Here is an 11,673-nt window from a genome sequence, read left to right on the forward strand (position 1 = left end):
GGCCACTACTCACCCCTTTTTATGTTTTCTTTCAAAATTTGTAACTGAGCCTTAATACTGGCGTCTAAAACCTTATCCCCTACCTTTAAAATAAGTCCACCCAAGATGCCTGGATCTACTTTATAATCCAAGACCACCTTGGCTTTGGACTGCTCTGCCAACTTGGTAGCAATCTCTGATTTTAGCTCTTCTTCCAGTTCGATAGCTGTAAACAACTCGCCCCTGATAACACCACTGGCCAAGTCCAAAAGATGGCTATAATAAGCCTGAATCTCTGGCAAAAAGGCCAAACGGTTTTTATCAGCTAAAAGAAAACAGAAATTTTTAATCATGGGTTCTGGCTCGATCTTCTCCAGAACCTTAGCTAAAACTGCCTTCTTTTCTTCTACAGTAAAAATGGGATTAGCAAATATTCTAAGAAGCTCAGGGGCTACATTCAAAACTTCAACTACAGCATCTAGGCCCTTGCCATACCTCTCTAAAGCCTCTTGCCCTTCCTTTTGACCCAGGGCAAAAAGGGCTCTTGCATACCTTCTAGCTACTATGTTCCCTCTCAATTTACCACCACCTTTGTTAGATATTCATTAATAAGTTTCTTATGAATATCCCCACTTAGCCTCTCTTGAATAATCTTTTCGGCAGCCTCTACAATTTTGTCTGCCAACTCTGCCTTTACCTGATCAAAGGCAGCCTTGGCTTCCTGCTCAGCAGTAATCTTGGCCTGTTCTTTAATCTGCTCTGCAGACTTTTTGGCCTTCTCAATAATCTGAGCTTTCACAGCCTCACCTTGCTCTCTAGCTGCCTGCAAAATAGCCTCACGCTCCTGCTCTAAATTAGCAATTTTACCTTCAACTTCCTTTAGCTTTGCCTCAGCTTCCTTTCTCCTGTTCTCTAAATCTGTCAATTCACTTTCAATTTGATAGGAACGCCCAGAAAAGAAATCGCGAATACGTTTTCCCACCAGCTTATAAATAATTCCCACCACCAAGACAAAGTTAATCACTCGATAAAGGAAGTTCATCCACTTATCGCCATGACCTCCACCACCTTCTGAGGCCCAGGCTATCCCTGCCGTTAGCAGGAACATCAGGCTAAACCACAAGACTTTTTTCCACCTGCTACTCAATTTACGCCCTCCTCTTGCCCTATTTTTTAGGCCTCTCCCAAAATCTTGGAGGCCACTTTTGCTGCATAATCACTTACTTTTGCTTCTAAGCTCTTTAAAGCAGCATTACGCTCTTGCTCAAATTTTTCTCTAGCACTCTTAATCACTCCAGCAGCTTCACCCATAGCTGCTTCCACTAACAACTTTTCTTCTGCATACCCTTCTTCTTTTAATTTACTCCTGATTTCCTGAGCCTGCTTTCTGGCTTCATCCAGAGAAACTTCATAAGAAGAAAGCTTCTCTTCTGCTGCATTGGAAAACTTTTCTATTTCCTCCAAACGAGAAGCCATAAGCTCTGCTCTTTTACGCAGATTTTCTCGAATAGGACGAAATAAAATGAGGTTTAAAACCAAGAGAGCAATCAAAAAGTTAACCAGTTGGACAAAAAAGGTAAAATTTAATTCAATCATAGTGCCCCCTTCAAAGTATGTGAATTTTTGTTCAAAGTCAGTCGGGCTTTAGCTAATTTTAAGGCCTGTGTCAAAGAGTTTTTCACAAAAAACTAACTAAAAACAGGCTACAAACCCTTAATCTATTTATTGTTAAAGATTTCACATATTTTCTAACGACTCTGTTTTTACCCCATTTTTCATGCTTACTTGACCATGAATTTGGGCACCTTCCTCTACCACTAAAACACTGGTTTCCAAATTACCCAAGAACTGAGCCCCCTTATAAAATACAGCTCGATTGGCAACCTTAACTTCTCCCTCAATTTTTCCACTGACCATAAGTTGCTCCACACTGATATTACCCTTTACCTCAGCTTCTTGTCCCACAACCAGGGTTCCCTGAGAGTCAATCTCGCCATTAAAACTACCATCCAGACGCACCGTACCCTGAAATACCAGTTTCCCTTCATAATGGGTACCTTTACCCAAAAAAGCATTAAAATCGTCTTTGCCCATTTCTTCACTCCTAGATTTTTTTGAAAATAAAGCGCCGCATACCAACATTTATCACCAACCCCACTAAAATAAAGTTAATAATTAAAGAAGTTCCTCCATAACTAATAAAGGGAAGAGGAACTCCCACCACAGGCATTAAACCCAGGACCATTCCCATATTAATGACAATTTGCCAAAAAAAGTAAAAAAAGATTCCCACTCCCAAATAACGACCAAAGGCATCTTTGGCCTGAAAAGCTATCTGCAAAATAGAATAGAGAAAAAACAAAATAAAAAAAGCAAAAAAATAGCTCCCATAAACCCCCATTCTTCAGCAAACACGGCAAAGGCAAAGTCTGTGTGTTTTTCTGGTAAAAAACGTAATTGACTCTGACTGCCTGCTAAAAAACCCTTACCCCAAAGTCTCCCTGAACCTATGGCTATTTGAGACTGAATAACATGATAGCCAGCCCCTAAAGGGTCTCTGGAGGGGTCTAAAAAATTTAAAATCCTTTCTTTTTGATAATCATGTAAAAAAAACCAGGAAGTAGGTAGCACTAAAGGAAATAAAAAGGCAATAAGCTTTACCAGTCCTTTCTGAAATCCCTTATAAAAAATCATCCCTCCAATAATTAAAAGCAATAACAATGCTGTACCTAAATCTGGCTGTTTCATAATTAAAAAAGATGGAATTAAACCAATACAACTAATCTTAAAAAAATCCTTTTTACTTAAAACACCTTCTGTTTTACTGAGTAAATAGGCAACTAAAATGAGAGTGGCAATCTTAGCCATTTCGCTGGGTTGAAAACTAAAAAACCTTAAATCTATCCATCTCCTAGCTCCATAAACTATTTTTCCAAATTTAAATACTGCTAACAAACAACCAATAGAAACACCATAAAAATAGATAGATATATATTTTAAATGTCTATAATCTATAAAGAGAGAACTTAACAAGGCAAAAAAACCAATTAAACCCCAAATAGATTGTTTTATAAAAAAAGGAGTAAAATTTAAACCGTCCTCTAATCTATAGACACTAGCAGAGAATAGATTTATAACTCCAATTATAAAAAGAATAATTACTAAAGAAAAAAATTTAAAATCTATATTTTCAATTAGTCTTCTATCTATCATTTTTCTGTTTTAGATATGTATATATTTTTTTTACAATAGGACCACTTCCAGAAGCCCCATGCCCACCATGTTCCATTAAACAAACTACCACATACTTTTTCTGGTTAATTACCCCAAAACTGGCCATCCAGGCATGATCTCTATACTTATAAGGAATTTCTTCCACTTCCTTTTCCAAGTCTTCCTCTTTTAATTTTACTACTTGCGCAGTACCTGTTTTAGCGCCTATCACTATGCCTCGCTCTTTTAAACTTCTGGCTGTTCCTCGATCGTTTTCCACTGTTTCAATCATGGCTCTCCGAATAAACTCCAAACTTTTTTGAGAAAAAGGCAATGTTTCTGGAAACATTTTTTTTCTTTTAAAAGCAAAGAAGGTTTATAAGTAATTCCATTGTTGACAATACCTGCTACAAATTTAGCTACTTGCAACGGAGTTACCAGGACATAGCCTTGCCCAATGGATATATTCAAATTTTCCCCCTTTTGCCAGCCTTCTCTGAATCGTTTCCTCTTCCACTCTTTACTGGGGAAAAATCCTGCCTTTTCATAGGGTAAATCAATCAAAGTAAGCCTCGAAAAACCACTGGCTACGACAAAAGACTTTAGTTCATCAATATCTAAGCCTTCTCCTTGTTTGTAGAAATAAACATCACAGGACTCCACTAATGCCCTTTTTAAATTTACCCAGCCATGTCCCTCCTTACGCCAGCATCTAAAGACCCTTAGCCCCAATTTGTAATCTCCGGAACAAAATACTGACTCCAAAGGATCAAGAGATAGTCGATTCAAGAAAAAACCTGCCATAACTAACTTAAATACAGAACCTGGAGGATAAGTCCCCTGAATGACTTTATTTTGCAAAGGATGAAAAGGATGTTTTAACCAGCTTTTCCATTCTTTTTCCTTTACTCCAAAAACAAACCTATTTAAATCATACCCCGGAGAACTTACCAAAGCCAAAATTTGTCCTGTCTCCGGCTCCAACACTACCACCGCTCCAGCTTTTCCTTCCAGGAGATGGTAAATATAATTTTGCAACTCCAGATCTATACTTAGAAACAAATCCTTTCCAGGTTGCGGTAGCTCGATTAAAGACTCTTTAAAAACTCTACCAACAGCATCAATTTCTAATTTTTTTTCCCTTTTTTCCTCTTAAGATGTCTTCATAACTCTTTTCTATTCCACTTTTACCTATATAATCTCCAGGATCTAAATTTAAATCATTACTTAAATCTTCTTCACTAGCCAAACTTACATAACCTAAAACATGACTTAAGGCATAAGCATAATTATATTTTCTTCTTGGTCTTACAACTATCTTCAAAGCCGGCCACTTATAAAGTCTAGACTCTATTTTAGCTAATTCAGGAAAACTTAAGTTAGTTGACAAAATAAGAGGTTCAAAAACTTTTACTCTTTTTTTACCTGTAAAAAATTTTTCTTTCAATTCTGTAAGATCTTTTTTTAAAAGAATACTTATAGAATCTAATTCTTCTTTACAGTCTTTATCTTTACAGTCTTCTCGAATAATAGCTAAGTCATAAGCAGGTTCATTAAAGGCTAAAAGTTTTTTTTCTCTATCTAAAATCAGCCCCCTAGGGGCATACACCTTTACAATCCGCGTCCTATTATCCAAAGATTTCTTAGCAAAATACTCACCTTTTAAAATCTGTAAAAACCATAACCTCACACCAAATACAAATACCACAAAAAATACCAATAAAACTAAAATCTTGGAAGAATAGTCTGCTTCCCAATTTATTTTCGGTTTAAGTAAGTTCATATTTTTTTATTACAAAACAAAAAATATTATACATAAAAAAGGAAAATAAAAAATATAACAAGGTGTTAATATTTTTAATATATATATCCAGGAGGATTTGTGATTCCTTAATTAATAAAAACAAGGACAAAGAAACCATAAAAAAATATATAGCATCAAAAACTACAGTTTCAAAATCAATAAACTCACTTATCAAGTGAAACAAAAAATATTGTACAAATAAAAACGGTAAAAAAATAGAAAACCTTAAAATAGATACACCTTCTAAAAAAGCTAAAGCAATAATACCTAAAACCCAAAAATTAGTATAATTTCCTCTCTTTAAATTATAAAACAAAATAGGAGAAAAAGTTTCAACTATAGGAAAATAAGACATGAAAAATACAGAAAAGAAAAAGTAAAGCAAATAAACAAATAAACTTTTCATGGCCTTAAAATCAAAACTTCTTCCAAAAGATAAGGATCAACTAATAAAGAAGCTTTTACTTCCAAAAAAAGAGAGATATCTTGAGATTTAAAAGAATCAATCTTGGCTATAGGCAAACCTGGTGGAAAAAGTTCATCCGTACCCGAAGTTAAAAGAATCTCTCCCTTATCTAGACTGACATTTTTAGGGACATAAAGCAAATTAAGCAAGGAACCAGGCCCTTCTCCCTTTAAGACGCCAGGAACCCTGTGTTTGGCTGAAACAACAGCAATTTTACTGTTGGAGTCACAGGCCAGAAGTACTAAAGAAGAAGTAAGAGAAACTTTTTGTAAACGTCCAATTACTCCATAAGGATTTAAAACCACATCATCTGGCTTTAGTCCCTGAACCTCTCCCTTATCCAGGACAATTGTCTCCAACAGCCCTCCTGGACCTAAACGCTTGGCTAGGATTCTACTTCCTATATATTTATACTCAGGAAAAGGGTTAAGGTGAAAAATACTGGCAAAACGCTCCAAAGTATTTAGTTTAAATTCCAGGTTATGCTTTTCTAGAAGTAGCTTGTTTACCTGTTCTTTTAAAAGGTCATTTTCCTGCTTTAAATTTACCAGATAAATATACGAATTCCAGAAATACTCTCCCTTTTCCTTTAAGTAATCTACAGGCTTTAAAATCCAGCCTACCACTTCCAGCCCGGTCTTGCCCAAGGTTTTATCCAGGATAGCAGTTTTACTATTAAGAGTATAAAGCAAAAGATACAGGGCTAGAAAAAGAAAAAAAGCCTCAGGAGATTAGTAGAAGTACGCTTAATCTATGGTTACCTCCTTTAAAACATCCAGGTTTTCCAGGACCTTACCTGCTCCTAAAACCACAGTGGAAAGGGGATCGTCCACTACAGTAATAGGTAAATCTGTAGCCTCTCTAATTAGAGCATCTAATCCTTTTAACAGGGCTCCGCCTCCTGTTAAAACAATACCTTTATCCACTATATCTGCAGCCAATTCTGGCGGAGTTTGCTCTAAGGCAATGCGCACTGCTTGTACAATGTTTTCCACCTGTTCAGAAATGGCTTTTCTCACCTCTTCAGAAGTAATGGTAATATGCTGGGGAATACCAGAGACCAGGTCCCGGCCCTTAATTTCCATTTCCATTTCTTCTGATAAAGGATAGGCCGAACCTATATTAATTTTAATCATTTCTGCTGTGCTCTCGCCAATAAGCATGTTATATTTTCTCTTTACATGGTGAATAATTGCTTCATCCATTTTATCTCCACCAACCCGCACAGACCGACTATAGACCACTCCAGAAAGGGAAATTACTGCCACCTCAGTAGTTCCACCTCCAATATCTACAACCATATTGGAAGTAGGCTCAGTAATGGGTAAATTAGCGCCAATAGCAGCAGCCATGGGCTCTTCTATGAGATAAACTTCCCTGGCTCCAGCACTCTGGGCAGACTCTCTAACCGCCCTTTTTTCCACCTGAGTAATGCCTGTAGGTACGGCCACTATAATTCTGGGGCGAACCAGCCTTCTACTATTATGCACTCTGCAGATAAAATGCCTGAGCATGGCCTCAGCCACTTCAAAGTCAGCAATTACCCCGTCTTTCATAGGCCTTACAGCTACAATATTTCCCGGAGTCCGGCCCAGCATTCTTTTGGCATCAGAACCTACAGCCAGGACCTTATTGCCCGAGCGCAAATCTTTACGCACTGCCACCACAGAAGGTTCATTGAGAACTATCCCTTTACCTTTCACATAAACACAGGTATTGGCAGTTCCCAGGTCAATGGCTAAATCAGAAGAAAAGGCTCCTAAAACTTTATTAAATACTTTAAACATATTCTAACTCCAAACTAACTTTAGGTTTAGACTCCTAACTTGAGAGAAGAAAAAACTCAATAGCTATGATGAGATATTTTCCTCTAAATTTATATTTAAAGAAAAAATTTGGTCAAAGAGTGCAAAAAATACCTCTGGATGCAGGGTTTTCCTGTCCCAACCGAGACGGCACCCTTTCCACTCAAGGATGTATTTTTTGCAACCCTCAGGGTTCAGGAACCTCTTTAAAAACCAAGGGTTTATCTCTTAAAGAACAATTTAGCTACTTTCAAGCAAAATTTCAAAAAAAATACAAAGCTCAATTATTCCTGGCTTACCTTCAATCTTACAGCAATACTTACGGACCGTTGGAAAAAATTAAAAAGGTCCTGGAAGAAATAAGTTCCTTCCCTCAGCTAGCTGGCCTATGCCTGGGCACGAGACCAGATTGTTTAGATGAGGAAAAGCTCTCTTTAATTGCTAAATACCACTTTAAAGAAGTGTGGTTGGAAATTGGCCTTCAATCTGCTCACAACCGCACCCTTGCCCTCATCAACAGAGGTCATCTTAAAGAAGACTTTAGTCAAGCAGTAAAAAGGGTGCACTCCTTTGGCTTTAAAACCTGCGTGCATGTAATCGCTGGACTTCCTCAAGAAAAAGAAAAAGACTTTTTGCAAACCATCGAGTTTATCAACAGTCTACCTGTCCAAGGAATAAAGTTTCATAATCTTTATATTTGCGCTAATACCAGGCTGGCTGACCTCTACAAAGAGGGCAAATATATGCCTCTAAGCTTAAAAGAGTATGTAACCTGGCTGAGAAAAGGCTTGGAAAGTTTACGGCCAGACATAGTAGTCCACCGCCTAAATGGCGACCCCCAACCCCAGGAACTCATCGCACCTACCTGGGCTGGCAATAAGCAAGAGGTAATAAAAAACATCTTATTAGAATTGGAACAACATGACTCCTGGCAAGGCAAAGCCAGAGGAACCTCTTTAGTAGAATTAAATCACTTCCTTTTATAGTAAAAAAATAATTGACTCCAGAAAGGTAAGTAAACATTTACTTACCCTATGCGTCTTACTGGAAGAGAAAGAAGACAAAAGATATTGCAGGCTGCCAAAAAACTTTTTGCCAGCAAGGGATTTAAAGGCACCACAACCCAGAAGCTAGCTCAAGAAGCTGGCTTAAGTGAAGCCGGACTTTACAAGTACTTTAAAAATAAACAAGAGATTTACGAAGAAATTTTAAATCAAAAAATTCAAGATATAGATTTTTACTTTCCCAGTGGACAACAACCTAAAAACAATCTAAAAATAGAACTTAGAGAATGTGCTATTAGATTTTTACAGAGAAATATTCAAGATACTACTTTCTTAAAAATTATTCTCTATAGTGCTTTGGAAGAAAATGATTTTTTATTTTCCTTTTTAAAGGAAGTAAGAAAAAAATTTTTTACACCTATAAAAAAATCTATAAAAAAAGGGATAGAAAATAAAAAAATAAAAAATTTTGATGAAGATATTTTAGCTAAATTATTCTTTTCTATGATTTACTATACATTACTCTTAAAAACTTTATTCAAAGATGAAAGTTTTGATGCTTATAAAATTGAAGAAATAGTTGATTTGATTATTGAAATATTTTTCAAAGGAGTGGAAAGTGAATAATAATTTTAATAACCATCGACATCAAAAAAGAATAAAGATATTTATGACTATCGTAATACTTTTAATCATACTTTCTTTTCTTTACTGGTTTTTCCTGGTTAGAGGACGGGAGTTCACTGATGACGCTTATATTCATGCTGATATGGCTAAAATTTCTTCTCGTATTTTTGGTACCATAAATAGTATATTAGTAGAAAACGACGATTACGTAAAAAAGGGTGATTTACTCTTAACTTTAGATGACAGGGAATTAAAGTTAGAAAAAGAATCCCTTTTAGCCGTTAAAGAACAAATTTTAAGTGCTCTGGAAGCAGAAAAGATAAACCTGGAAATGATAGATAAAACCACTTTAGCTGATTTAGAAAATGCCCAGGCCAATCTTAAAAAGGCTATACACATAAAAACACAAACAGAAAAAGAACTAGAAAGCTTAAAAAAACAACGAGAAGAAACCATAATTTTATTAAACCAGGCCCAAAAAGACTATAAGCGTTACAAAGATTTAATCACCAATAAACTGATATCTCCCAGAGAATTTGAAGAAAAGGAAAATAACTTAAATATCTTACAAGCAAAAGTAGATTCCATTGACAAAAAAATAGAATCCTTTGAAGAAGTTTATAAGCAAACCCAGAGTCAAATTAGAAGCTCCAGAGCTATTTTAGAAAAAAGTAAGGCTCTTCAGTTAAATGTCCAAAGAACAAAGCTCAATATAAAGAATTTAAAAGCCAAACTAGAAGAAGTAGAAACTAAAATAAAAAAGACAGAACTGTATTTAAGCTATACTCGAATTACTGCTCCTATTTCTGGCTATATTGCTCAAAAAAGCATACAGATAGGTGAAAAAGTACAACCTGGAGAACCCCTTTTAGCCATTGTTCCTTTGGATAAAATTTATGTAGAGGCCAATTTTAAAGAAACTCAGTTAACACACATGTATTTGGGGCAGAAAGCAATTATTGAGCCAGATATCTATCCGGGCTTAAAACTGGAAGGAAAAGTTGTAGGAATTAGAGCGGGCACAGGCACCACCTTTTCCCTCTTACCTCCAGAAAATGCTGTAGGGAACTGGATTAAAGTAGTACAAAGGGTGCCGGTAAAAATTCTTTTTACCGAGCCCATTCCTGCAGAATATCCTCTAAGAGTGGGGCTCTCTCTGGAAGTAACTGTGTTTACCTCTGAAAAAACTGGTCCAAGACTCAGGAGTGCCAAGTAAGTGTCTGTACCCAGGGTAAATAAGTGGATAATAGCAGGTACGGTTATCCTGCCTACCTTTATTGAAGTAATGGATACCAGTGTGGTCAATGTATCTCTTCCCCACATTCAGGGAAGTTTGAACGCAGGAGTAGATGAGTCCACCTGGGTGCTTACCAGCTATCTGGTTTCCAATGCCATTATTATTCCTATTACCGGCTGGCTAGCCAGTGTTTTTGGACGTAAACGCTATTTGCTTTTTTCCATTTTTCTCTTCACCTTTGCTTCCATATTGTGTGGAGCAGCACCCAGCCTGGAAATCCTTATTCTGGCCAGAATTCTCCAGGGCATTGGGGGGGAGGATTACAACCTCTCTCTCAGGCTATTTTATTAGAGACCTTTCCGCCCAAAGAACACGGAGTGGCCATGGCCATTTTTGGTATGGGAGTGGTGCTTGCACCTACCATAGGTCCGGTTTTAGGGGGATGGATTACGGATAACTTTTCCTGGCGCTGGGTCTTTTATATCAATTTACCAGCAGGTATTTTGGCCATCCTCTTAACTATCTTTTTTATTTATGATCCCAGCTATCTCAAAAATAAGGCCAAAAACTATATTGATTATATTGGATTGAGCTTAATTGTTGTGGGGCTGGGAGCCCTGCAAGTGGTCTTGGATAAGGGAGAAAGAGAAGATTGGTTTAATTCTGACTTTATACTTACCTTGAGTATTATTTCAGCCATTAGCCTCACCCTATTTGTACTCTGGGAGTTAAAAAGTAAAAACCCAGTAGTAAACCTAAAAGTCTTTAAAGACCGTACCTTTACCCTGGGAAATATTATTATGTTTTTAGGATTTCTCTCCTTTTTTGGAGGGATAGTCCTGCTACCTCTATATTTACAACAGCTCATGGGGTATACTGCTCTCTGGGCTGGTCTGGTATTGGGCCCAGGAGGTATCTCCACCCTTTTGATTATGCCCATAGCCGGAGCACTGATGAAAAGGGGGGTACAGCCCAAATACCTCCTCTTTTTGGGGCTCATCATTGCCAGTTATGCCCTGTACTTAATGTCTGATTTTAATTTAAGTGCCAATTTTCTCAGTATAGCTTATCCTAGAATCATTCAAGGATTTGGACTTGGACTTTTCTTTGTGCCTTTAAGTGCAGCCACCTATCTCAATATCCCCAAAGAGCAAATGGGTAATGCCACAGGTATATTTAATCTTTTGAGAAACCTGGGCGGAAGTTTTGGTACAGCCATAGGCACCACTTTGCTCTCGCAGCGCTCTCAAGTACATCAGAACTTTTTAGTAGAGCACATCACCCCCTTTAATCCTTTATTAAAAGCCAAAGCCTATCTCTTAAATAAGCTCCTGGAGGGAAAAGAAGCCCTCTTACCTCAGGGAAAGGCTCTGGCCCTATTATATAAACAGGTACTGGCTCAAGCCCAGATGTTGGCCTTTAATGATTGCTTTTTGGTCTTCTCTTGTTTAACAGCAATCTTAATCCCTTTGATCTTTTTTATGCAATCCAGTGGAAAAGAATTTAAACCTGTGGTCTTAGAGTAAATAGGGAGGATT

The 11,673-nt window shown here is 37.1% G+C and carries 12 protein-coding genes and 2 pseudogenes; 4 read left to right on the top strand and 10 right to left on the bottom strand.

The window, feature by feature from the left end:
* Positions 1 to 5: 5 nt before the first annotated feature.
* The 10 genes and pseudogenes from atpH to ACZ42F_RS07890 all read right to left on the bottom strand — a co-directional run bounded on the left by atpH (position 6) and on the right by ACZ42F_RS07890 (position 7,249).
* Complete coding sequence (gene atpH, locus ACZ42F_RS07845; RefSeq protein ID WP_464278557.1) at positions 6 to 557, bottom strand: ATP synthase F1 subunit delta; 552 nt, start codon at positions 555 to 557, stop codon at positions 6 to 8.
* Positions 554 to 1,087, bottom strand: a complete 534-nt coding sequence (gene atpF, locus ACZ42F_RS07850) for a F0F1 ATP synthase subunit B (RefSeq protein WP_464280230.1) — start codon at positions 1,085 to 1,087, stop codon at positions 554 to 556. Before atpF ends, atpH begins: the two co-directional genes overlap by 4 nt.
* A 65-nt stretch (positions 1,088 to 1,152) precedes the next feature.
* Positions 1,153 to 1,575: an ATP synthase F0 subunit B gene (locus ACZ42F_RS07855; protein WP_464278558.1), complete on the bottom strand. Its 423-nt coding sequence runs from the start codon at positions 1,573 to 1,575 to the stop codon at positions 1,153 to 1,155.
* 141 nt (positions 1,576 to 1,716) lie between these two features.
* Positions 1,717 to 2,073, bottom strand: coding sequence for a bactofilin family protein (locus ACZ42F_RS07860; RefSeq protein ID WP_464278559.1), 357 nt, complete (start codon positions 2,071 to 2,073; stop codon positions 1,717 to 1,719).
* 10 nt (positions 2,074 to 2,083) lie between these two features.
* Positions 2,084 to 3,192: pseudogene (gene rodA, locus ACZ42F_RS07865) on the bottom strand (rod shape-determining protein RodA).
* Positions 3,182 to 3,484, bottom strand: a complete 303-nt coding sequence (locus ACZ42F_RS07870; protein WP_464278560.1) for a penicillin-binding transpeptidase domain-containing protein — start codon at positions 3,482 to 3,484, stop codon at positions 3,182 to 3,184. The pseudogene rodA and the gene ACZ42F_RS07870 overlap by 11 nt, the downstream one beginning before the upstream one ends.
* Entirely contained in the window at positions 3,481 to 4,254 is a 774-nt protein-coding gene (locus ACZ42F_RS07875) for a penicillin-binding transpeptidase domain-containing protein (RefSeq protein WP_464278561.1), read from the bottom strand. Before ACZ42F_RS07875 ends, ACZ42F_RS07870 begins: the two co-directional genes overlap by 4 nt.
* Positions 4,255 to 4,312: 58 nt before the next feature.
* The gene (locus ACZ42F_RS07880) at positions 4,313 to 4,975 is read right to left on the bottom strand and encodes a hypothetical protein (protein ID WP_464278562.1); all 663 of its coding nucleotides are present in this window, start codon (positions 4,973 to 4,975) and stop codon (positions 4,313 to 4,315) included.
* Positions 4,976 to 5,398: 423 nt separating this feature from the next.
* Positions 5,399 to 6,154 (bottom strand): rod shape-determining protein MreC, encoded by a 756-nt coding sequence (gene mreC / locus ACZ42F_RS07885; protein WP_464278563.1) that lies wholly within the window; start codon positions 6,152 to 6,154, stop codon positions 5,399 to 5,401.
* Between the two features lie 54 nt (positions 6,155 to 6,208).
* Complete coding sequence (locus ACZ42F_RS07890) at positions 6,209 to 7,249, bottom strand: rod shape-determining protein (protein ID WP_464278564.1); 1,041 nt, start codon at positions 7,247 to 7,249, stop codon at positions 6,209 to 6,211.
* 68 nt (positions 7,250 to 7,317) lie between these two features.
* Between ACZ42F_RS07890 and mnmL the strand changes: the two genes are divergently transcribed.
* The 4 genes and pseudogenes from mnmL to ACZ42F_RS07910 all read left to right on the top strand — a co-directional run bounded on the left by mnmL (position 7,318) and on the right by ACZ42F_RS07910 (position 11,661).
* On the top strand, positions 7,318 to 8,253 hold the full coding sequence (gene mnmL, locus ACZ42F_RS07895; protein WP_464280231.1) for a tRNA modification radical SAM protein MnmL/YtqA: 936 nt from the start codon (positions 7,318 to 7,320) through the stop codon (positions 8,251 to 8,253).
* A 48-nt stretch (positions 8,254 to 8,301) separates the two neighbouring features.
* Entirely contained in the window at positions 8,302 to 8,898 is a 597-nt protein-coding gene (locus ACZ42F_RS07900; protein WP_464278565.1) for a TetR/AcrR family transcriptional regulator, read from the top strand.
* Positions 8,891 to 10,114, top strand: a complete 1,224-nt coding sequence (locus ACZ42F_RS07905; RefSeq protein WP_464278566.1) for a hypothetical protein — start codon at positions 8,891 to 8,893, stop codon at positions 10,112 to 10,114. The genes ACZ42F_RS07900 and ACZ42F_RS07905 overlap by 8 nt, the downstream gene beginning before the upstream one ends.
* A 69-nt stretch (positions 10,115 to 10,183) precedes the next feature.
* Positions 10,184 to 11,661 (top strand): annotated as a pseudogene (locus ACZ42F_RS07910) (DHA2 family efflux MFS transporter permease subunit).
* The last annotated feature ends 12 nt before the right edge of the window (positions 11,662 to 11,673 follow it).

The sequence above is a fragment of the Desulfonauticus autotrophicus genome (assembly GCF_055381725.1).

Coding starts and splice junctions, on each gene's coding strand:
- ACZ42F_RS07890 (WP_464278564.1), bottom strand. CDS start 7,249: ATGTTTAAAGTATTTAATAAAGTTTTAGGAGCCTTTTCTTCTGATTTA.
- ACZ42F_RS07900 (WP_464278565.1), top strand. CDS start 8,302: ATGCGTCTTACTGGAAGAGAAAGAAGACAAAAGATATTGCAGGCTGCC.
- atpF (WP_464280230.1), bottom strand. CDS start 1,087: ATGTTCCTGCTAACGGCAGGGATAGCCTGGGCCTCAGAAGGTGGTGGA.
- ACZ42F_RS07860 (WP_464278559.1), bottom strand. CDS start 2,073: ATGGGCAAAGACGATTTTAATGCTTTTTTGGGTAAAGGTACCCATTAT.
- ACZ42F_RS07880 (WP_464278562.1), bottom strand. CDS start 4,975: ATGAACTTACTTAAACCGAAAATAAATTGGGAAGCAGACTATTCTTCC.
- mnmL (WP_464280231.1), top strand. CDS start 7,318: ATGAGATATTTTCCTCTAAATTTATATTTAAAGAAAAAATTTGGTCAA.
- ACZ42F_RS07855 (WP_464278558.1), bottom strand. CDS start 1,575: ATGATTGAATTAAATTTTACCTTTTTTGTCCAACTGGTTAACTTTTTG.
- ACZ42F_RS07870 (WP_464278560.1), bottom strand. CDS start 3,484: ATGATTGAAACAGTGGAAAACGATCGAGGAACAGCCAGAAGTTTAAAA.